Source organism: Massilia aurea (assembly GCF_040790145.1).
In the GTDB taxonomy this organism is placed as follows: domain Bacteria; phylum Pseudomonadota; class Gammaproteobacteria; order Burkholderiales; family Burkholderiaceae_D; genus Telluria; species Telluria aurea_C.
On record NZ_JBFMMP010000006.1, the window covers coordinates 171,415 to 193,114 of the forward strand.

20 protein-coding genes are annotated in these 21,700 nt (G+C 65.0%); 13 read left to right on the forward strand and 7 right to left on the reverse strand.

The window, feature by feature from the left end; all coding sequences use genetic code 11:
• From AB2N08_RS11660 to AB2N08_RS11680, 5 genes are read right to left on the reverse strand one after another with little or no spacing between them, the layout of a single operon-like run.
• Complete coding sequence (locus AB2N08_RS11660) at window positions 1-1,338, reverse strand: sulfite reductase subunit alpha (RefSeq protein WP_367610812.1); 1,338 nt, start codon at window positions 1,336-1,338, stop codon at window positions 1-3.
• The gene (locus tag AB2N08_RS11665; protein ID WP_367610813.1) at window positions 1,338-2,345 is read right to left on the reverse strand and encodes an FAD:protein FMN transferase; all 1,008 of its coding nucleotides are present in this window, start codon (window positions 2,343-2,345) and stop codon (window positions 1,338-1,340) included. The genes AB2N08_RS11660 and AB2N08_RS11665 overlap by 1 nt, the downstream gene beginning before the upstream one ends.
• 10 nt (window positions 2,346-2,355) lie before the next feature.
• Window positions 2,356-3,177, reverse strand: a complete 822-nt coding sequence (locus tag AB2N08_RS11670) for a DUF4198 domain-containing protein (protein ID WP_367610814.1) — start codon at window positions 3,175-3,177, stop codon at window positions 2,356-2,358.
• Between the two features lie 25 nt (window positions 3,178-3,202).
• Entirely contained in the window at window positions 3,203-3,715 is a 513-nt protein-coding gene (locus AB2N08_RS11675; protein ID WP_367610815.1) for a DUF2271 domain-containing protein, read from the reverse strand.
• A 49-nt stretch (window positions 3,716-3,764) separates the two neighbouring features.
• Window positions 3,765-4,364: a PepSY-associated TM helix domain-containing protein gene (locus AB2N08_RS11680; protein ID WP_367610910.1), complete on the reverse strand. Its 600-nt coding sequence runs from the start codon at window positions 4,362-4,364 to the stop codon at window positions 3,765-3,767.
• Window positions 4,365-4,779: 415 nt separating this feature from the next.
• On the opposite strand from AB2N08_RS11680, the gene AB2N08_RS11685 reads away from it, so the two are divergent.
• The 6 genes from AB2N08_RS11685 to AB2N08_RS11710 all read left to right on the forward strand — a co-directional run bounded on the left by AB2N08_RS11685 (window position 4,780) and on the right by AB2N08_RS11710 (window position 12,925).
• Entirely contained in the window at window positions 4,780-7,635 is a 2,856-nt protein-coding gene (locus AB2N08_RS11685) for a 2-oxoglutarate dehydrogenase E1 component (protein WP_367610816.1), read from the forward strand.
• Window positions 7,636-7,706: 71 nt separating this feature from the next.
• Window positions 7,707-8,969, forward strand: a complete 1,263-nt coding sequence (odhB, locus tag AB2N08_RS11690) for a 2-oxoglutarate dehydrogenase complex dihydrolipoyllysine-residue succinyltransferase (RefSeq protein ID WP_367610817.1) — start codon at window positions 7,707-7,709, stop codon at window positions 8,967-8,969.
• Window positions 8,970-9,023: 54 nt separating this feature from the next.
• On the forward strand, window positions 9,024-9,377 hold the full coding sequence (locus tag AB2N08_RS11695; protein WP_367610818.1) for a PspC domain-containing protein: 354 nt from the start codon (window positions 9,024-9,026) through the stop codon (window positions 9,375-9,377).
• Between the two features lie 227 nt (window positions 9,378-9,604).
• Complete coding sequence (gene lpdA, locus AB2N08_RS11700; protein WP_367610819.1) at window positions 9,605-11,035, forward strand: dihydrolipoyl dehydrogenase; 1,431 nt, start codon at window positions 9,605-9,607, stop codon at window positions 11,033-11,035.
• A 71-nt stretch (window positions 11,036-11,106) separates the two neighbouring features.
• Window positions 11,107-12,204 (forward strand): cell division protein ZapE, encoded by a 1,098-nt coding sequence (gene zapE / locus AB2N08_RS11705; protein WP_367610820.1) that lies wholly within the window; start codon window positions 11,107-11,109, stop codon window positions 12,202-12,204.
• A 28-nt stretch (window positions 12,205-12,232) separates the two neighbouring features.
• On the forward strand, window positions 12,233-12,925 hold the full coding sequence (locus AB2N08_RS11710; protein WP_367610821.1) for a hypothetical protein: 693 nt from the start codon (window positions 12,233-12,235) through the stop codon (window positions 12,923-12,925).
• Here the strand turns inward: AB2N08_RS11710 and AB2N08_RS11715 are convergent.
• Window positions 12,922-13,731: a PP2C family protein-serine/threonine phosphatase gene (locus tag AB2N08_RS11715; protein ID WP_367610822.1), complete on the reverse strand. Its 810-nt coding sequence runs from the start codon at window positions 13,729-13,731 to the stop codon at window positions 12,922-12,924. The genes AB2N08_RS11710 and AB2N08_RS11715 overlap by 4 nt on opposite strands.
• A gap of 192 nt (window positions 13,732-13,923) precedes the next feature.
• On the opposite strand from AB2N08_RS11715, the gene AB2N08_RS11720 reads away from it, so the two are divergent.
• Window positions 13,924-14,124: a YdcH family protein gene (locus AB2N08_RS11720; RefSeq protein WP_183555433.1), complete on the forward strand. Its 201-nt coding sequence runs from the start codon at window positions 13,924-13,926 to the stop codon at window positions 14,122-14,124.
• Window positions 14,125-14,156: 32 nt separating this feature from the next.
• Complete coding sequence (locus tag AB2N08_RS11725; protein WP_370662414.1) at window positions 14,157-16,256, forward strand: ATP-dependent DNA helicase; 2,100 nt, start codon at window positions 14,157-14,159, stop codon at window positions 16,254-16,256.
• 6 nt (window positions 16,257-16,262) lie between these two features.
• Here AB2N08_RS11725 and AB2N08_RS11730 read toward each other — a convergent pair whose 3' ends face one another.
• On the reverse strand, window positions 16,263-17,237 hold the full coding sequence (locus tag AB2N08_RS11730) for an NADPH:quinone oxidoreductase family protein (protein WP_367610823.1): 975 nt from the start codon (window positions 17,235-17,237) through the stop codon (window positions 16,263-16,265).
• A gap of 223 nt (window positions 17,238-17,460) precedes the next feature.
• On the opposite strand from AB2N08_RS11730, the gene AB2N08_RS11735 reads away from it, so the two are divergent.
• The 5 genes from AB2N08_RS11735 (at window position 17,461) to rpoS (ending at window position 21,618) form a co-directional block, all read left to right on the forward strand.
• On the forward strand, window positions 17,461-17,907 hold the full coding sequence (locus AB2N08_RS11735) for a tetratricopeptide repeat protein (protein ID WP_367610824.1): 447 nt from the start codon (window positions 17,461-17,463) through the stop codon (window positions 17,905-17,907).
• A 179-nt stretch (window positions 17,908-18,086) separates the two neighbouring features.
• Window positions 18,087-18,836, forward strand: coding sequence for a 5'/3'-nucleotidase SurE (gene surE / locus AB2N08_RS11740; protein ID WP_367610825.1), 750 nt, complete (start codon window positions 18,087-18,089; stop codon window positions 18,834-18,836).
• Window positions 18,833-19,681: a protein-L-isoaspartate(D-aspartate) O-methyltransferase gene (locus tag AB2N08_RS11745; protein ID WP_367610826.1), complete on the forward strand. Its 849-nt coding sequence runs from the start codon at window positions 18,833-18,835 to the stop codon at window positions 19,679-19,681. The genes surE and AB2N08_RS11745 overlap by 4 nt, the downstream gene beginning before the upstream one ends.
• 53 nt (window positions 19,682-19,734) lie before the next feature.
• Window positions 19,735-20,616 carry a peptidoglycan DD-metalloendopeptidase family protein gene (locus AB2N08_RS11750; RefSeq protein ID WP_367610827.1) on the forward strand — a complete coding sequence of 294 codons (882 nt, stop codon included), beginning with the start codon at window positions 19,735-19,737 and terminating at the stop codon, window positions 20,614-20,616.
• A 6-nt stretch (window positions 20,617-20,622) separates the two neighbouring features.
• The gene (gene rpoS / locus AB2N08_RS11755) at window positions 20,623-21,618 is read left to right on the forward strand and encodes an RNA polymerase sigma factor RpoS (protein ID WP_367610828.1); all 996 of its coding nucleotides are present in this window, start codon (window positions 20,623-20,625) and stop codon (window positions 21,616-21,618) included.
• Window positions 21,619-21,700: the final 82 nt, after the last annotated feature.

Here is a 21,700-nt window from a genome sequence, read left to right on the forward strand (position 1 = left end):
TCAATACACATCGCGCCGATAGCGCCCGTCGCCCATCATCGCTTCGACGACCTCCTGCCCTAGCACCTCGACCAGCGCGTCATGCACCCCGCCAGCCATGCCTTGCAGGCTGCCGCAGACATAGATCGCCGCGCCGTCCAGCACCCACTGGTGCAGCAGGCCGGCCTGTGCAAGCACCAGGTGTTGCACATAGCGCGCCGCCGCGCCATCGCGCGAGAAGGCCAGGTCGAGCCGCGCCAGCGCGCCGCTGTCGCGCCATTCTTCGAGCTCGCCCCGGCACAAAAAATCGTGCGCCGCATTGCGCTCGCCGAACAGCAGCCAGTTGCGGTGGGCGCCAGCGTCGATGCGCGCCTTGAGCAGCGCGCGCAGGCCAGCCAGTCCGCTGCCATTGCCAATGGCGATGAGCGGTCGAATCGCATTCTCGCCCAGCCGGAAACGGGCGTGTGCGCGCACGCGCAGCCGGATCGTGTCCGTTTCGAGCGCGCCCGTGCATAACCAGCCCGATGCCGCGCCCGGCGTGCCGTCCTCGCGCTGCTGCAGGCGGACAAACAATGCCAGCTCGCCTTCAGCCGGCACCGACGCAATCGAATATTCGCGCGGATGATCCGGGTCCGCCGGCGCGCTCACCTGCGCCAGGTCGCCCGCTTCCCAACTGGGCAGGACGCCATCGTCCGGCATCAAAGCGAGGCGGTACAGCGGCGCGCCGGCACTGCCCGGATTGAGCAGCGTGCGCCCGGCGATGCGCCATGTACCGTAGGCGGGCGCTTCCCAGTCCGGCGCATCGCTCGTGCCGGCCAGGTGGCTCAGATGATGCTGCCATTGCGCCAGCGCGGCGGGCGCGCCGCGGTCGACGTCGATCCGCTCGAACAGGCCCGTTGCGCCGTGCTCGCGCAGCCAGCCGTCGAGCGCGCGGCCGAAGCCGCAGTAGTTGGCATAGGTGGCGTCGCCCAGGGCCAGCATGCCGAAGTGCAGATGCGACAGATCCGGCGCCGCGCCCATGACCTGCGTGGCAAAGCGGGCGGCGGAATCGGGCGCGTCGCCTTCGCCATAGGTGCTGCAGATGAACAGGATGCGGCTGGCGCCGGCCAGCGTCGCCGCGTCGAGTGTCGAGATGCAGGCCGCGCGCGCATCCAGGCCACCGAGGCCCAGCGTGGCAGCCGTGCGTTCGGCCAGATATTCTGCGCTGCCGGTCTGGCTGGCGTACACCACGAGCCAGTCGGCGGCCGCGCCGGCGGGGCGCACCTTTGCCAGGTGCATGCGCCACAGGCCCACACACAGCGCCAGATACGCGCCGGATAGTGCCAGGGCGCTGCCCCAGCGCAGTGGTTCGATCGTCATCATTGCATCAGCAAGCGCCAGTCGCGCGTCGTAATGTGCGTCAAGCCGGCGGCGCCGCGCACGAGAAAGCGCGCCGCGATGGCGCGTTGTTCCGCAAACGCCAGTCCTGCGTCAGGCCCGAGCACCGTGAGGGCGGTGGACAGTGCGTCGGCCGCCATGCAGGTCGGGGCCAGCACCGTCACCGAGGCCAGGCCATGGTCGCTCGGATAGCCGCTGCGCGGATCGAGCGTGTGCGCGGCGCGGCGCGCGCCATGCTGGAAGTAGCGCCGGTAGTCGCCCGAGGTGGCGATCGCCAGGCCGTGCAGGGCGACGATCGTCTGGCGCGCAGCGTCGCCATCGGGCACGCCCTCGACTTGGACCCACCAAGGCTCGCCACCGGCCTTGACCCCGGCCCCGCGCAACTCGCCGCCGGCTTCGACGACGAAATGGCGCACGCTGCGATCTTCCAGGCAGTGCGCCATGCGGTCGACCGCGTAGCCTTTGGCCACCGACGACAGATCGAGCTGCGCGCCGCCCGGCTGCAGCAGACGGCGTCCGGCGCGGTCGAGCACTGGCCGAGCTGCGCTGCGCCGTGCCAGCACCGCATCGATCGCTGCGGCCTGCGGCGCGTGAAACCCCGCCTGGTCATGGCGCCCGCTGGCGCCAAAGCCCCACAGGTCGACCAGGGCGCCGGCGGCCGGATCGTAGGCCCCGCCGCTGTCATGCGACACCTGCAGCGCGTACTCGGCGACCGCAAAAAACTGGGGCGGCAGCGCATGCCAGCTACCGGCCGGCGCGTGGTTATAGCGCGACAGCACGGAATCTGGAGCCCAATGACTCATCTGCGCCACGATCTCGTCCAGCTCGTTCTGCAGCGCCCGGGACACCACGGCGCCATCGAACCCCGGCGGCAGCATCATCCGCGCCGACCAGGTGGTGCCCATCGATGTGCCGGACGTGGAAAACAGCGTGCTGCCGCCGGGCGGCATGGCCGCATCGACGGTCAGTGGAACGAGAACCTCGCGCATGCGTGCTGCTTTATTGCGGCAGCACTTCGAGCGTGGCGGCGTAGCTGTAGCGCTTGGCGCCCGGCTGCGGCTTGTCCTTGCCTTCGCCGAATGGCGCGTTGGCGCTGAGCCAGTACATATTGGCCGCCGGCACCGTGAACGACGCTTCGCCCTTGGCGTCCGTCGTCAAACGCTGCTCGCCCGAGGCGCCGCGGTATTTCACGGTGCCCGGCACAACGCTGAACGGCAGGTTGGCCAGCGGCTTGCCATCGAGATGGAAGCGCACGCGGATCGGCTCGCCCACGCGCAGGTCGGACGGATTGGTGACCGGGATCATTTCCAGGCCGACGCCGCTCGGCTTGAGTGCACCTTCGCTGAGCTTGTTGGCCGAGACAAAGGTTTCATTGCGCGAGTGCACTTCAGTCGTCTTTACTTCGGTCGCGCCGGCCGGGATCGCCACGGCGTCGCTGCCTGCCGCGCCACGAATGCGCTTGGTTTCGTTGCCCAGCTTGTAGCTGCCCATCACATTGTTGCTGACAATGGCCAGGCGGTAGGTGCCGTCTTTCGGCAGGCGCACATCCAGCGTGCTGCGGTATTTGCCGACCACGGCGCCTTCGACCTTGGTGGTCACGCCATCCGGATCGGTGATGGTGAGATTGTCCAGGCGCAGCGGGTGGTGGTTGAACTCGAACACTTCGTTCGAGATCGCGGCGTCGATCATGACCCAGGCTTCCTTGTTGTCGACCATGGCCGTGTTGGGGAGAAGCCAGGCGCGGTGGGCGTGGGCCGAGATCGACATGCCGGTCAGCAGCAGGCCGACAATGGCGCTCTTCAAAATAAGGTGTTGTTGCATGGTGTGCTCCTGAATGTAATGGTTGTTATTGAATCTGGAGCGACACGGCGCCCAGTTCGTCCTTGCCGGCCGCATTCGCTGCCAGCTTGCCTTTACCGGCCCAGCTGAACGGCACCTTGACCACCTCGCGTCCTCCCGATTCGCGCGCGGCCTCGAGCACCAGCTTGTAGTCGCCGGCCGGCAGTTTATCCAGGCCGTTCTTCGCGGCGTCGAATTTCATCGTGTGGGTGCCGGGCGCGCGGGTGGCGCCGCTGACGCCGTCGATCGGCAAGGTCGCGTCGCGCCCGGCCTTGCGCCACCAGGTGCGCAAGTCCTTGACCCATTTCTCGCCGCCCTTGTCCTTCATCTTGATGTCGTACAGCACGGCCAGGTTGGCAGCGACGCTCTGGTCCGGCTTTTCGATCCAGATCGCGACGTACGGCTTGTGGTATTCGGCCACGTTCAGTTGCGGCACGTCGAACTTGACGGACAGCTCGGCGCCGAGCGCCGCGCCGGAGGCAAGGGGCAAGGTCAGGACGAGCGAATGGGACAGTTTCATTCTTGGTCTTCTCTCAGGTTAATGGTGGGTAAACAAGTCAGCAAGCGAGTCAATGCACGAACAGCAAGGCCAGCACGATCGGCAGCACGATGCCGAAGCCGATCACCGGCCAGGTCGACGGCCGGTTGGCCGCGTGGTACTTCATGATCAGGAAGCCCGTGATGCAGAACACCACGCAGGCGATGGAAAAGATATCGATGAACCAGCTCCACACGGCGCCCGCGTTGCGGCCCTTGTGCATATCGTTGAGCCAGGAAATCCAGCCGCGGTCGGTCTTTTCGAATTCGGCGCTGCCGTCGACGGCGATGCGCAGCCAGGCGTCGCCACCGGGGCGGGGCAGGGCAATATAGGCGTCGTCCTCGCTCCATTCGGCGCGCTTGCCGCGCACGTCGACCGGGAAAGCACCATTCGCCCAGTCCGCGATCTCGCTCGGCAGCGGCACTTCGGCATCGACGTGGTCTGCGGCATACGCCGCCAGTTGCGTCTGCAATGGCGCTGGCAGCGTCGCTTTCAGGCGCGTGACCTGCGGCCTGGCTTCGATGAGCGTGGCGTTATTCAGGGTCAGGCCGGTAAAACTGAACAGCAGCATCGCCATCAGGCAGATCGCCGAGCTGATCCAGTGCCATTGATGCAGCTGCTTGAGAAACATGGCGCGGCCCGCACCGGGCAGGCGCTGCGGAATGCCGTCGTTGGATGGCGTTGGTGTGGCGGACTGGACAGCGTCAGTGGACGGGGCAGAGGAAGACATGCCGTAAATGATAACGATTATCATTTACGTGGTCAATGTAGTATTGACGACAATGCTGAAATAGAAGCGCCACCCGCCTCGTTCAAAAATACATTTAGAAATAAATTATTCTAGGAATGGAATCTGCCTTGCATGAGATCATGCGTTACAATCATGTGCGCAAACAGGCAGGAGTTTGCACAAGTATGGTAGTGAAACAGTCCTTCCCCACAACTTGATGTCTTGAAGTGCAATCCGCTAAACGGTCAGGCCGTGTCGCGGAAGGTTAATAAACCCGCCCAACCCTCGCGAAGCGCGAAAAGAAAGGTGAGCAAGAATGATGCAACAACACAACGCCAACTCATACCTGTTCGGCGGCAATGCCCCGTACGTGGAAGAGTTGTACGAGGCCTATCTGGACAACCCGACGTCCGTGCCAGAAAACTGGCGCGCCTACTTCGACCAGATGCAGCACGTGCCGGCCGTCGATGGCTCGAACCGTCCTGACGTCGTCCATTCGTCGGTCATCGCGTCGTTCGCCGAACGCGCCAAGCAGGGCCCGATCCGTACCGTGGTCGCCTCGGCCGATTCCGAACTGGGCCGCAAGCGCGTCGCCGTTACCCAGATCACCGCCGCCTACCGTTACCTCGGTTCGCGCTGGGCCAACCTGGATCCGCTGCAGCGCCAGGAACGTCCGCCACTGCCAGAACTCGATCCAGCGTTCTACGGCTTTACCGAGTCCGACATGGACACGGTCTTCAATATCACCAATACCTACTTCGGCCAGGAAACCGCGCCACTGCGCGACATCCTGAACATGCTGCGTGACACGTACACCCGCTCGATCGGCGCCGAGTACATGTACATCAGCGACCCGACCGAAAAGCGCTGGCTGCAAGAGCGTCTGGAATCGATCCGTTCGACCCCGACCTTCTCGCTCGAGAAGAAAAAACACATCCTCGAGCGCCTGACCGCGGCCGAAGGCCTCGAGCGCTACCTGCACACCAAATACGTCGGCGCCAAGCGCTTCTCGCTCGAAGGCGGCGAATCGTTCATCGCGTCGATCGACGAAGTCATCCAGCGCGCCGGTGAAAAGGGCGTCCAGGAAATCGTTATCGGCATGGCCCACCGCGGCCGCCTGAACGTCCTGGTCAACACCCTGGGCAAGAGCCCGGCCGACCTGTTCGAAGAATTCGAAGGCAAGCACGCCGACGACCTGCCAGCCGGCGACGTCAAGTATCACCAGGGCTTCTCGAGCGATATCACCACCCCGGGCGGCCCGGTCCACCTGTCACTTGCCTTTAACCCGTCCCACCTCGAGATCGTCAACCCGGTGGTCGAGGGTTCGGTCAAGGCGCGCATGGAACGCCGTGGCGACCGCAAGGGTAAAGAAGTGCTGCCGATCCTGGTGCACGGCGATGCTGCATTCGCCGGCCAGGGCGTGGTCATGGAAACCCTGAACCTGGCGCAAACGCGCGGCTACGGCACGGGCGGCACGGTCCACATCGTCATCAACAACCAGATCGGTTTCACCACGTCGGATCCGCGCGATGCGCGCTCGACGCTGTACTGCTCGGACGTCGTCAAGATGATCGAAGCGCCGGTGCTGCACGTGAACGCCGACGACCCTGAAGCCGTGGTGCTGGCCAGCCAGATCGCGCTCGACTACCGCGCCGAATTCGGCAAGGACGTCGTCGTCGACATCATCTGCTACCGCAAACTGGGTCACAACGAGCAAGATACGCCGGCGCTGACCCAGCCGCTGATGTACAAGAAGATCGCCAAGCACCCGGGCACCCGCAAGCTGTACGCCGAGAAACTGGCAGCGCAGGGCACCATCGAAGCCGACGGTGGCGACAAGCTGGTCGCCGCGTTCCGCGATGCGATGGACGCCGGCAAGCACACGGTCGATCCGGTGCTGACCAACTTCAAGAACAAGTACGCCGTCGACTGGGCGCCTTTCCTGAACAAGAAGTGGACCGACGCGGCCGATACCGCCGTGCCATTGACTGAACTGAAGCGCCTGGCACAACGCATCACCACGACGCCAGAGAACTTCAAGCCGCACTCGCTGGTCGACAAGGTGCTGGCCGACCGCGCCAATATGGGTCGCGGCGAAGTCAACCTCGACTGGGGCATGGGCGAACACCTGGCCTACGCGTCGCTGTTGTCGTCGGGTTACGCCATCCGCCTGTCGGGGCAGGATGCCGGCCGAGGCACCTTCGTGCACCGCCACGCCGTGCTGCACGACCAGAACCGCGAGCGCTGGGACCAGGGCATCTACCTGCCACTGGCCAATGTGTCCGAGAACCAGGCCAACTTCACCGTGATCGACTCGGTGCTGTCCGAAGAAGCGGTGCTCGGTTTCGAGTACGGCTACTCGACCGCCGAACCGAACACGCTGACGATCTGGGAAGCCCAGTTCGGCGACTTCGTCAACGGCGCGCAAGTGGTCATCGACCAGTTCATCGCCTCGGGCGAAGTGAAATGGGGCCGCGCGTCGGGCCTGGTCATGATGCTGCCGCACGGCTACGAAGGCCAGGGTCCGGAGCACTCGTCGGCACGTATCGAGCGTTTCCTGCAACTGTGCGCAGACAACAATATGCAAGTGGTCCAGCCAACGACCGCAGCCCAGATCTTCCACCTGCTGCGTCGCCAGATGGTGCGCCAGTTCCGCAAGCCGCTGGTGATCTTCACGCCGAAGTCGCTGCTGCGTAACAAGGATGCCGGTTCGCCGCTGACCGACCTGGCCAAGGGCGGTTTCCAGACCGTGATCGGCGAATGCGACGAGAAGATCGACGCATCGAAGGTCAAGCGCGTGCTGGTCTGCTCGGGCAAGGTCTACTTCGACCTGGTCAATGCACGCAAGGCGCGCAATGTCACCGATACCGCGATCATCCGCATGGAACAGATGTACCCGTTCCCGCACAAATCGTTCGGCGCGGAACTGAAAAAGTTCCCGAACGCGACCGAAGTGGTGTGGGCACAGGACGAGCCGCAAAACCAGGGCCCGTGGTTCCAGATCCAGCACAACATCTTCGAAGGCATGGAAGATGGCCAGCGCCTGGCGTACGCCGGCCGCGCCGCCTCGGCGTCGCCTGCGGTCGGTTATGCCGACAAGCACATCGCGCAGCAGAAAGAACTGCTGGAGACCGCGTTCTCGAAGCTCAAGGGCTTCATCTTGACGAAGTAACAGAAATAGCCTCGACCCTGGCGCCGCGCGCCGGGGTTTATTGCAAAGAATAAATTTACTGGAGTTTTTAAATGGCACAAATCGAAGTCAAGGTCCCTGTATTGTCGGAATCGGTTGCTGAAGCAACCCTGCTGTCGTGGCACAAGAAAGTCGGCGAGTCCGTCGAGCGCGACGAGAACATGATCGACATCGAAACCGACAAGGTGGTCCTGGAACTGCCGGCCCCGAGCGCCGGCGTGATCGTGCAATTGCTCAAGGCCGACGGCGCCACCGTCGTCGCCGGTGAAGTCATTGCCGTCATCGATACCGAAGCATCGGCGCAGACCAGCCCGCTGCCAGTGAAGTCGATTCCATCGGCCGCGCCGAACGCGCCGATCGAAGCGCCTGCATCGCAAGCTGCACCGGCCGCCGCATCGAGCCAGTCGAAGGCAGGCGTGGCCATGCCGGCCGCCGCCAAGATCCTGGCTGACAACAACCTGAGCGCCGCCGGCGTTGACGGTTCGGGCCGCGACGGCCGCGTGACCAAGGGCGACGCCCTGGCCGCTGTCGCCGGCAAGCCTGCTGCTGCCGCACCTGCACCAGCGGCCAAGGCGCCGCTGCAGCAAGTCGCTGCCGCGCCTGCCAACCTGGGCGACCGTCCGGAAGAACGCGTCCCGATGAGCCGCCTGCGCGCCCGTATCGCCGAGCGTCTGCTGCAATCGCAATCGACCAACGCCATCCTGACCACCTTCAACGAAGTGAACATGGCGCCAGTCATGGAGCTGCGTAACAAGTACAAGGACAAGTTCGAAAAAGAACACGGCGTCAAGCTGGGCTTCATGTCGTTCTTCGTCAAGGCTGCCGTTGCCGCACTGAAGAAGTACCCGGTGCTCAATGCGTCGGTCGACGGAAACGACATCGTCTACCACGGCTACTTCGACATCGGTATCGCTGTCGGTTCGCCACGTGGCCTGGTGGTGCCGATCCTGCGCAACGCCGACCAGATGTCGATCGCCGATATCGAGAAAAAAATCGGTGAATTCGGCCAGAAAGCGAAAGAAGGCAAGCTGACCCTGGACGACCTGTCCGGCGGCACCTTCTCGATCTCGAACGGCGGCGTGTTCGGTTCGATGATGTCGACCCCGATCATCAACCCGCCACAGTCGGCCATCCTGGGCGTGCACGCGACCAAAGACCGCGCAGTCGTCGAAAACGGCCAGATCGTGATCCGTCCGATGAACTACCTGGCCATGTCGTACGACCACCGCATCATCGACGGCCGCGAAGCCGTCCTGGGCCTGGTCGCGATGAAGGATGCGCTGGAAGATCCGGCCCGCCTGCTGCTGGATCTGTAAGTCTCACCCTGGCCGGCGCCATGGTGCGCCGGCCATTGTTTGCCGGAGAACGACATGCTGTCAGACGAAATCAAGCGGCTGCACGAGCTGCACCAGGCCGGCGCGCTGTCCGACGCCGAATTCGAGCAGGCCAAGGCGCGCATCCTGTCGGGTACGTCCACCGTGAGCCTGACGAAAGAGAGCACCTTCGCGGGCGGCTCTTCGTTCGACACGCACCGCGATGACCTGCTCAGCGGCCTGCGCCGCTCGCGGCTCGATCGCTGGCTCGGCGGCGTGTGCGGCGGTCTGGCGCGCACCTATGGGCTCGAGTCCTGGGTCTGGCGCCTGATTTTCGTGCTGTTCGTCCTCACGTTCGGCTTCGGCATCCTGATCTACTTACTGCTGTGGGTATTTGTACCCGAAGAATAATCATGTTTGAAGCGTGTTTCAGCCTGCGATCAGCGGACCACACGGTTACTAGTACCACTGCATTTGGCACGTCGTTCCCGCGAAGGCGGGAACCCAAGTTTGCTCGCATGGCGGCTGCGCTTGACGCAACGGACCACGCTGAAGACTTGGGTCCCAGCCTTCGCTGGGACGACGTTCATGCAGCGCGGACCAGAAGATGCGCTTCAGGCTTATCAAGGAATCTGTAAATGAGCGATAAACAATTTGACGTCGTCGTCATCGGTGGCGGTCCTGGTGGTTACATTGCTGCCATCCGCGCAGCCCAGCTGGGCTTCAAGGTTGCCTGCATCGACGAATGGAGCAACGCTGCCGGCAAGCCTGCCCCGGGCGGCACCTGCACCAACGTCGGCTGCATCCCGTCGAAAGCACTGCTGCAATCGTCCGAGCACTTCGAGCACGCCGGTCACGCCTTTGCCGACCATGGCATCAAGGTCTCGGGCCTGGAGCTCGATCTCGGCACGATGCTCAAGCGCAAGGACACGATCGTCAAGCAGAACAACGACGGCATCCTGTTCCTGTTCAAGAAAAACAAGGTCACCTTCTTCCACGGTCGCGGCGCATTTGCCGGCGCTGCCGAAGGCGGTTACACCATCAACGTCAGCGGCCCGACCACCGACACCCTGACTGCCAAGAACGTGGTCATCGCGACCGGTTCGAACGCACGTCAGCTGCCGGGTGCAGAGTTCGACGAGAAATTGATTTTGTCGAACACCGGTGCTCTGGCGATCGATGCCGTCCCGAGCAAGCTGGGCGTGATCGGCGCCGGCGTCATCGGCCTGGAAATGGGCAGCGTCTGGCGCCGTGTGGGCGCTGACGTCACCGTGCTCGAAGGCCTGCCGACGTTCCTGGGCGCTGTCGACGAGCAGATCGCGAAAGAAGCGCACAAGCTGTTTACCAAGCAGGGCCTGAAGATCAATCTCGGTTGCAAGATCGGTGCGATCACCAAGGGCGCCAACGACGTCACCGTGGAATACGCCGACAGCACCGGCGCCGAACAGAAGGTCACGTTCGACCGCCTGATCATCTCGATCGGCCGCGTGCCGAACACGATCGGCCTGAACGTCGACGCCGTCGGCGTGCAGTTGGATGAGCGCGGCTTTGTCGTGGTCGATGACGAATGCCGCACCAACCTGCCGGGCGTGTGGGCAGTGGGTGACGTCGTGCGCGGCCCGATGCTGGCGCACAAGGCCGAAGAAGAAGGCGTTGCCGTCGCCGAGCGGATCGCCGGCCAGCACGGTCATGTCAACTTCAACACGATCCCGTGGGTTATCTACACGTCGCCCGAGATCTCGTGGGTCGGCAAGACCGAGCAGCAGCTGAAAGCCGAAGGGGTGGCATACAAGGCCGGCACCTTCCCGTTCATGGCCAACGGCCGTGCGCGCGCGCTGGGCGACACCTCGGGCATGGTCAAGTTCCTGGCCGATGCCACGACCGACGAAATCCTGGGCGTGCACATCGTGGGCCCGATGGCGTCCGAGCTGATCTCTGAAGCCGTCGTCGCGATGGAGTTCAAGGCGTCTGCCGAAGACATCGCCCGCATCTGCCACGCGCACCCATCGCTGTCGGAAGCGACCAAGGAAGCGGCACTGGCCGTGGACAAGCGCTCGCTGAACTTCTAAGCAAGCAGACGTAGAATCTTTCCAGGGGGTGGACGGCGTCGCCGTCCACCCTTTGTTGTTATTGGGACCCCATGAACGTTCAAGAATATTATGTGCACGAGCTTAATGCGCGCGGTTTCACGTCCGACCCCGCGCAGCAAATGGCGGTGGATCGCCTGCAGCAGGCGTACGACGACTGGGTCGACTACAAGGCCCAGCGGTCGTCCGCTTTCAAGCGCCTGATCAACCGGCCCACCGTGCCGAAAGGCGTGTACATGTGGGGCGGGGTGGGGCGCGGCAAATCGTTCTTGATGGATTCGTTCTATTCGGTGGTGCCGGTGGTGCGCAAGACGCGCCTGCATTTCCACGAATTCATGCGCGCCGTGCATGGCCAGCTCGATGAACTCAAGGGCGTGGCCGATCCGCTCGACGAAGTCGCCAAGCGCATCGCCAAAAAGTATCGCCTGATCTGCTTCGACGAGTTCCACGTCTCTGACATCGCCGACGCGATGATCCTGTACAACCTGCTGAAAGCACTGTTCGACAATGGCGTGAGCTTCGTGATGACGTCGAACTACGAGCCGTCGACGCTGTACCCGGACGGCCTGCACCGCGACCGCATGCTGCCGACCATCGCACTGCTGCAGGCGAAGCTGGACGTGCTCAATGTCGACGCCGGCAACGATTACCGCAAGCGCGCGCTGGAGCAGGTCGAGGCGTATTACACGCCGCTGAACGCCGTGGCCGACAAGGCATTGCGCGATGCCTACGCCAAGGTGGCGGACATCGCGGACGAGCCGCCCATCGTGCACATCGAGAACCGCGAAATCCGCGCGCTGCGCCGCGCCGGCGGCGTCATCTGGTTTGATTTCGCCACGCTGTGCGGCGGCCCGCGCTCGCAGAACGATTACCTGGAACTGGCCAGCCAGTTCCACACGGTGGTGTTGTCGGGCATCCCGGCGATGTCGGCATCGCAGTCGTCCGAGGCGCGCCGCTTCACCTGGCTGATCGACGTGTTCTACGATCACAAGGTCAAGCTGATCATGTCGGCGGCGGTCGAACCCGAAGAGCTGTACACCCAGGGCCAGCTGGCCAATGAATTCCACCGGACTGTATCGCGTATCATCGAGATGCAGTCGCGCGAGTACATGCTCTCCGAGCGGCGCGGCGCGGCCGACGCGATTGCATGACGACACCGGCACGACAACAAGGACTGACATGAAACAACCTTCCATGCAGCGCGCGGGCGCGCTGCTGGCCATTGCAACGCTGCTGGCGGCCTGCTCGACGACCAAGCTGGCCGAGCCGGACGCGCCACCGCCAGCGTCGAGCTCGACCGAGCAGGCCGAAGAACGCCTGACGGCCGTGGCCGCCGAGCGCCGCACCATCGAAACCCGCTACGCCGAACGCGAAGTCGTCTGCTACGACAAATTCTTCGTCAACAACTGCCTGGACGAGGCGCGCGAGCAGCAGCGCGTGGCCCTGCTCAAGCAGCGCGCGATCGAGATCGAGGCGTCGCGCTACCTGCGCCAGGCCAAGGTCGATGAGCGCGATCGCGCTATCGCCGTGGCCGAAGCGGCCTTCCAGAAAGAAGAAGCAGCGCTGGCGGCCAATCCGCCGCCAGTCAAGGCGCCCGAAAGCACCGCCTTGCCGGCGCCGCGTACCACGCCGGCCGAGTCGCGTGCTGCCCGCACGAAACGCCTGCAAGACAATGCGGCCCGCGCCGAGAATTCGGCAGCCAGGGCGGCCGGGAACGTGGCGGCGTACGAAGCGCGGCGCGCGGAATCGATCGAGCGCCAGAAGGAGGTGGCTCGCCGCGTCGCCGAGCGTGAAGCGAAGGCGGCCAGGCGCGCAGCCGACGAGGCGGCAAAGAAAGCGGCGGCAGCGCAGCCGCCGGCAACGACCAATTAAGCGCTGGCCGGCCGCGGCCCGCTGGCGGCGCTCGCGCCGGCGTCATCCTGGGCCAGCTTGGCCAGTTTGACAATGGCCATCGTGCAGTTGCCACCTTTGCCCTGCGAGCGTTCGCCCGCTTTGCCGATGAGCTTTTCGGAGGCCCGGCGCGGCGTCGTCTTGGCTGTCACGGCGGCCAGTTCGGCATCCGTGAAGAAATGCCACAGGCCGTCCGAGCCGAGCAGGAAGGCGTCGCCCGCGACCAGGCCGGTGTGGCTGCCGGTCGTGACGAACGGCTCCTTGCGGCTATTGCCCAGTACATTGAGCAGCAGCTTGGAGCGGCGGTGGTTGCGCGCCGCGTCGGCCGGCAGGCGGTCGCTCGAGATCAGGTGCTCGACATAAGCGACATCGCTGGTGCGCATCGCGCACTTGTCGTGCTCGAAGCGGTACAGGCGCGAGTCGCCCACGTGGGCCCAGACCGCTTCGCCGTGCGGACTGATCACCAGGCCGATGAAGCTGGCGTGGATCTCCGTTTTCCTGGCGATGGCGTTCATCTTGATCACCGTGTGGGTCTCGCTGATGATCTCGTGCAGCAATTGCGCCAGGCGCTCGATGCCAGGGTTGTCGCCCGGCTTGAACTCGTCGAACACCTGGCGCGCCGTGTGCAGCACCTGTTCGGCCCCGGCGGGGCTGGCGATGCCGTCGGACAGCACCGCGAGCACATAGCCGGGCGCGCGCGCGCCCGTGAACAGGGCGGCGCGATCGTTTTGTTGGGGGCGGTTACCGATGTGTTGCGCGGTGCCCGCTTCGATCCTGTAGGAAGTCATAAATGCTTGTTTTCTTTAGCCTAACGCCAATCTTTGTTGGCGGCAATGACCGCGTGGATTAAACTATGCACTGAGAACCAACCAACAAGCAAGAACATTTACTTTCAGCAACACTGGAAGGCCCGCTGCGCCAGCGCCGACCGGTTCCCACTCCGCAATCCCATCTGCACACACTGTTTGGAACAGACCATCATGATCGATGTCCAGGACATCCAGCGCCGTATTATTGAACTCGATGTGGAACACCGCGACCTCGACGCCGTCATTTCCATGTTGACGGCGGACGGCCACGCCGACGGCTTACAACTGCGCCGCCTCAAAAAGCGTAAACTGCAGCTCAAAGATCATATTACGTTGCTGAAAATGCAGCTGGTCCCCGATATCCCGGCCTGAGCAATTGCTCGAGCCTTACAACGATACCTACATTGACCGACCATCTCCCTGTTCCCGGCCCTGCCGCAGAGCCGGCCGGGACGGCAGGGTCGGCCACTGGCGCTGCGGAAGTAACCGCCGCCACGCCGGCCGACTCCGTTATCCCCGCCGGCAAGTACGACGCTGACCTCGACCGCCTGTTCGGTGCGGGCGGCCCGCTTGCGCCCGCCGTCGGCACCTTCAAGCCGCGCCAGGCCCAGACCGAGATGGCCAAGGCCGTCGCCCACGCCATCGACAACCAGCAAGTGCTCATGGCCGAGGCCGGCACGGGCACCGGCAAGACCTTCGCCTACCTGGTCCCGGCGCTGCTGTGGGGCGGCAAAACCATTGTCTCGACCGGCACCAAGAACCTGCAAGACCAGTTGTTCATGCGCGACATCCCGACCATCCGCGCCGCCTTGCGCGCGCCGGTCTCGGTAGCGCTGCTCAAGGGCCGCTCGAATTACGTGTGCCACTTCCACCTGGAACGCACGCTGCAGAACGGCCGCCTGACCTCGCGCGACGACGTCGGTCACCTGCGCGAAATCTCGCGCTTCATGAAAATGACGAACTCGGGCGACAAGGCCGAGCTGGCCAAGGTGCCCGAGACCGCCACCGTATGGAACCTGGTCACGTCCACGCGCGACACCTGCATGGGCGCCGAGTGCCAGTACTACCAGGACTGTTTCGTGATGAAGGCGCGGCGCGAAGCGCAGCAGGCCGATATCGTCGTGGTCAACCACCACCTGTTCTTCGCCGACGTGGCGCTGAAAGACACCGGCGTGGCCGAGCTGCTGCCGTCAGCCAACACCATCATCTTCGACGAGGCGCACCAGTTGCCCGACACCGCCACGCTGTTCTTCGGCCAGTCGGTGTCGACCTCGCAAGTGCTCGAATTGTGCCGCGACGTGCTGGCCGAAGGCCTGGCGCATGCGCGCGGCGGGCCGGACTGGGCCAAGGTGGTCACGGTGGTCGAGAAAGCCACGCGCGACCTGCGCCTGTCGTTCGGCGAAGGCAATCTGCGCCTGTCGCTGCCGCAGATCATGCCCACGTCGCAGTTTTTCCCGGCGCTCGATACACTCAAGACCGAGCTGGCGGGAATGATCACGACGCTCGAAGAAAACGCCGCGCGCGCCGAGACCATCGAAGCATGCCGCGTGCGTGCGCACGACCTGGCCGCCGCCATCGAGGGCTGGAAACCGGATGCCAAGGCGCCGGCCGCCGAGCAGTCGGTGCTGTGGGCCGAAGCGTTCGCGTCGTCGCTGCAATTGCACAAGACGCCGCTGTCGATCGCGCCGATCTTTTCCAACCAGCGCGAAGGCACGCCGCGCAGCTGGATCTTTACGTCGGCGACGCTGGCGGTGAAGAACGACTTCAAGCATTTTTCCGACCAGCTGGGCCTGACGGGCGAGCCGGCCAAGACCTGGCCGAGCCCGTTCGATTACGTGAACCAGGGCTTGCTGTACGTGCCAACCGGCTTGCCGGAACCGCAGGCGGCGGTGTACACCGACGCCGTGGTCGACGCGGCGCTGCCGGTGATCGAGGCTGCCGGCGGGCGCACATTCTTCCTGTGCACCACCATCCGCGCGGTCAATAAAGTGGCGGAACGCCTGCGGGTGGAATTTGCCGAACGGGGCTGGGATTTCCCGCTGTTCGTGCAGGGCGAGCGGGGCCGCACCGAGTTGCTCGATTCGTTCCGCAATGCCGGCAATGCCGTGCTGGTGGGCAGCCAGAGCTTCTGGGAGGGCGTCGACGTGCGGGGCGATGCGCTCTCGCTCGTCATCATCGACAAACTACCGTTCGCGCCGCCGGACGATCCGGTACTGGCCGCGCGCATCGAAGTGATGGAAAAGCAGGGGCTCAACGGCTTCATGCATCACCAGTTGCCCGAGGCGATCATCACCCTCAAGCAGGGCGCCGGGCGCCTGATCCGCGACGTCGACGACCGGGGCGTCTTGATGATCTGCGATCCACGGATCATCACCAAGCCGTATGGCCGCCGCATCTGGCAGAGCTTGCCGTCGTTCAAGCGCACGCGGGTGCAGGAAGACGTGCTGCGCTTCTTCGATCCGGTAACGCCGGCCTCCGACGAAATCGACGCGAGCGCGGCGTAACCAGCCCTACGGGGTGATCACGACCTTGCCGATCACCTTGCGCGCGGCCATGTCATTGAGCGCCTGCGCAGTGTCCGCCAGCGCATAACGTTTCGACACCAACGGGCGCAGCTTGCCCTGGCCGTGCCAGGCGGCCAACTGCGCCATCGCCGCCCGGTGCGCGTCATTTTCCTTGCGCGTGAAATCGCCCCAGAACACCCCGACCACCGACGCGCCTTTCAGCAGCATCAGATTCCACGGCACCGTCGGAATGCTGCCGGCCGCAAAGCCGATCACCAGATGACGGCCGCGCCAGGCGATCGAGCGCAGCGCCGGTTCGCTGTACTTGTCGCCGACCGGGTCGACGATGATGTCCGGCCCACGGCCATCGGTGGCGGCGCGGATCGCTTCGCGAAAGTCGCCGCGGTCGTAGTCGATCAGCGCGTCGGCCCCGTGCGCGGCGCACACCGCCAGCTTGTCGTCGCTCGAGGCGGCCGCGATCACGCGCGCGCCGAGCGCCTTGCCAACCTCGATCGCCGCCAGGCCCACGCCGCCCGAGGCGCCGAGCACCAGGATCGTCTCGCCCGGCTGCACCGCGCCCCGGTCGGCCAGCGCGTGATACGCCGTGCCGTAGGTGAGCGTCAGTGCGGCGGCCACGTCGAAATCCATGCCTGTCGGCATCGGCAGCAGCGCGCCCACTGGCGCCAGCGCCTGCTCGGCAAACGCGCCGGTGCGCGTGAAACCGATCACGTGCTGGCCGGGCGCGAACGCCGTCACGCCAGCGCCCACGGCGCGCACGACGCCGGCGAACTCGTTGCCGGGCGTGAAGGGCAGGGGCGGGCGCATCTGGTACTTGCCCTGGATCGTCAGCACGTCGGGAAAGTTCACACCGGCGGCGCGGACATCGACCACGACCTCGCCGGCGCCCGGCAGCAGGTCGGGCATGTCTTCCATTACCAGACTTTCGGGCGGTCCCCATGCGGTGCAGCGTACGGCTTTCATTGGGTCTCTCATAGTTATTGACGGGGCGCATTATGGCCCATTGCAAGCGACCCACCATCGCGCCAGGCTGGAGCCGGTCCTCTTGTTCGTTCGCAAAGTGAGCAGGGAAGTGCGCGCTAGAGTCTGGATGCTGTGCGCAGCACGGGCACCCGGAACCCGTGAAGAGGTATGGCAATCCGCGACGGTTGTTTGTTCAGTGGTTTCCAAAAAAATGAGGCGTGGTATGAACGATTCACGCAGTGCCGCCGATCCCGTGTTGCCAGACGAACGAACGCTGGGCGACGAGCATCCCGTCACGCTCGACTGCCGCGAAGACCTGGCCCACACCCTGGCGGGGCGGCGCGACTACGAGCGCGCCCGGATCGTCTGCGAGCGCGTGCTCGATGGCCGCCGACGCCAGCAGGGCAGCGAGCACCGCGACACGCTGCGCTGCGCTCAGCGGCTGGCGCTGCTGCTGGGCAAAACAGGCGACTTCGGCAATGCGCGGCGGATGCTCGAAGCGGTGCTGCGGGCCTACGCGCGGCATGACGGCCTGGATGACGCCGGCGTGGTCGCGGCGCACAAAGCCCTGGCCGACATCCTTGCCGCGCAGGGTGGCCCGGCCACCGTGCGGCATGCAGAAGGCGCGGCCGGCAGCCAGGCGCCGTCCAATCCGGCGCCGCTGCGCTGAGGGGCATGTCCGTGGTTTTTTCGCCGTTGTCTGCCGCACCACCTTGCTTGCAATATTGTTACGTTTGCTCTCTGGCGGGCCAGTCATAGGGACGTGCCATCTACCGGATGATGAAATGCGTCCGCATTTTTCCGCCGCCAAGTGTCGATACAAGCGTTGCTTCAGGTAAAATCGCCCGCATGCGGATTCTGATTAGCAACGACGATGGCTATCTCGCACCTGGCATCCAGGCGCTGGCGGACGCGCTCGCACCGCTCGCCGAGATCGTCGTGGTCGCGCCCGACAGCAACCGTTCGGGCGCATCCAATTCGCTGACGCTCGACCGTCCCCTGTCGGTCTACAAGGCCGCCAACGGTTTTTACTTCAGCAACGGCACGCCGACCGACTGCGTGCACATCGCGCTGACCGGCATGTCCGACGCGCTCCCCGACCTGGTTGTGTCCGGCATCAACAATGGCCAGAACATGGGCGACGACACGTTGTATTCCGGCACCGTCGCCGCCGCCACCGAAGCGTATCTGTTCGGCGTGCCGGCGATTGCGTTCTCGCAGGTCAACAGCGGTTGGGCCCATGTCGACGATGCCGCCCGCGTCGCGCGCGATATCGTCGAGCGTTTCGCCGCCGGCGGATTCGCCGCGTTGCCGTCGCCGTTTTTGCTCAACGTAAATATCCCGAACCTGCCGTATGACCAGATCGGCCCGTTGAGCCCCACCCGTCTGGGTCGCCGTCACCAGGCCGAGCCCGTCATCCGCGCACAAGACCCGCGCGGGCGCGAGATCTTCTGGATCGGCGCACCGGGCGCCTGCCTCGACGCGGGCGAGGGCACCGACTTTCATGCGACGTCGCAGGGACGCGTGTCGATCACGCCGCTGCAGATCGACCTCACCCACAAGACCCAGCTCGACTTGCTGGCTGGAGCCTTGCCATGAAGGACGCGCGTCCGAACTTCCCGCTGCCCCTGTCGTCGACCACGAGCGGCGTGCGCAAACCCGGCGCCCCGACGCCGGTGTTTACGCCGCAGACGGCCACCCGCAACGCCGCCAGCGGCGCCAAGCCGCCAGCGGCGGCCGGGCCGGCCGCGCGTGCGCCCGGCTATGTGCAGGCGACCACCAGCGTGCCGACCGCCCAGCGCTCGGACCTGGCCGCCACCGAAGCGGTACGCCGCGCGATGGTGGCGCGCGTTGCGCGCCAGGGCGTGAGCGATCCCCAGGTGCTGCGCGCCATGGAGATCGTGCCGCGCCATCTGTTCCTGGAGCAGGCGATGTCGGGCCAGGCGTATGTCGATGCGTCGCTGCCGATCGGGCATAACCAGACGATTTCGCAGCCGTATATCGTGGCGCGCATGATCGAAGCGATGTGCGCCGGCCGCAAGCTCGAGCGCGTGCTGGAGATCGGCACCGGCTGCGGCTACCAGGCCGCGGTGCTGTCGTTTGTCGCGAAGGACGTGTATTCCATCGAGCGCATCAAGCCCTTGCACGAGCTCGCCAAAACCAATTTGCGCCCGATGCGCATATCGAACCTGCGTTTGCAGTATGGCGATGGTATGTTAGGCTTGCCGCAGGTGGCGCCGTTCGACGGTATCATTCTTGCGGCCGCCGGCCTCGAAGTGCCGCGCGCGCTGCTCGAGCAGCTGGCCATCGGCGCGCATCTCGTGGCGCCGGTTGGCGCACAGGTGCAGCACCTGCACCGCATAACCCGCACCGGCAAGGCCGAGTGGACCAGCGAAACGCTGGAAGCGTGCCACTTTGTGCCACTGCGCCCGGGCACCATCTAATTTCAATCAGGGCCGCCAGGCCCGCTGTACGCCGACAAGACTAAAGAATGCCAATGACACAAGCACCGCGTTTTGCCCTCCTGAGTATCCTCATCGGCCTCGTGGCCGGCTGTTCCACCACTTCCCGCCAGGCGCCTGTCGTCGAACGCGGCGCCATTCCTGCACAAACCCGCCCAGCCCCGGCGCGGGTCGAAGAGGCGCCCAAGCACGACGAGCGCGGCATGTACACCGTGCGCAAGGGCGACACGCTGCTGCGCATCGCCTTCGACTTTGGCCAGAACTACCGTGACCTGGTCACCTGGAACAACCTGGCCAACCCGGACGACATCAAGGTCGGCCAGGTGCTGCGCGTGAACGGTCCTGGTGGCGAACGGACGGCCACCGTGCAGACCCAGCCGGTGCCGATGCCGCCGGCCGCCACCGTGCCGCGCAAGACCGAGCCGCGTGTCGACAAGAAGCCGTTCACCGAAGGCGCCGTGGCCGACACGCGCGCGGGCGTCCCGGCAGCCACGCCGGCAGTTCCGGTCACGCCGGCCCCGGCCGCCGCTCCCGCCGCTGGCGATGAGGCGCGCCTGAGCTGGATGTGGCCATCGGAAGGGCGCGTCATCGCCACCTTCGACGACGGCCGCAACAAGGGCCTGGACATCGCCGGCAAGGCCGGTCAGCCGGTGGTCGCCGCCGGTTCCGGCAAGGTCATGTACGCTGGCAGCGGGATTCGCGGTTATGGTAACCTCGTGATCGTCAAGCACAGCAACAGCCTGTTGTCGGCCTACGCGCACAATCGCAAGATCGTCGTCAAGGAAGGCGACAATGTCGCCAGGGGCCAGTTGATCGCCGAAATGGGCGATTCCGACGCCGATCTGGTCAAGCTCCACTTCGAGATCCGCCAGCAGGGCAAACCGGTCGACCCGACGAGGTTCCTGCCAGTTCGATAGGATGGTATGACGCAGCCGCCGCACTCGCTCGACCCGCATGATACCGACGAGTTTCCGGATGACCCGGAAAGCGAGCCGGCGCCTGCTGCGGACGATGGCGAGCCGGCCGCGGCGGCCATCGTCGTCGACACGGTCGATGAGCTGCGCAAGGTCTTGCAGGCCGAGCTTGCCACCGACACCACCCAGCACTACCTGAACCAGATCGGCGCCCGCGCGCTGCTCACCCACGCCGAAGAAGTGCACTTCTCCACGCTGGCCAAGGCCGGTGACTTCAGCGCGCGCCAGACGATGATCGAGCACAATCTGCGCCTGGTCGTCTCGATCGCCAAGCACTACATCAACCGCGGCGTGGTGCTGCTCGACCTGATCGAAGAAGGCAATATCGGCCTGATGCGGGCGATCGACAAGTTCGAGCCCGAGCGCGGTTTTCGTTTTTCGACCTACGCCACCTGGTGGATTCGCCAGAGCATCGAGCGCGCCATCATGAACCAGGCGCGCACGGTGCGCCTGCCGGTGCACATGGTGCGCGAACTGAACGGCGTGCTGCGCGCCAAATACCACCTCGAAGCGCAAACCCACGACGGCAAGGAGGCATCCAGCGAGGACATCGCCAGCCTGGTCGGCCGTCCCGTGGAAGAGGTGCAAGATATATTGATGCTGTCCGAACACGCCACTTCGCTCGACGCGCCGCTCGACAATGACCCGCAATCGAGCCTGATGGACATGCTGCCCGACGACGGCGAGAGCAGCCCCGACGCCCACGCCGAGCAGCAAGAAGCGGCGCTCCTGGTGCGCGACTGGCTGGCGCGCTTGCCGGACAAGCAGCGCCTGGTCGTCACGCGCCGCTTTGGCCTCGACAACGACGATCCGGCCACGCTCGAGACGCTGGCCGACGAGCTGGGCGTGACGCGCGAGCGGGTGCGCCAGATCCAGCAAGAGGCGCTGGTCAAACTCAAGCGCGCGATGGCGGCGCGCGGCGTTGTGCGCGACTCCTTGCTGTAACGGCTCTTGGCCCCGTTGTGGCGCCTCATCCGTTTCCTTGCTATCATGCGCGCGCCCCTGCCGCCGCGTTGCCGGCGCATCC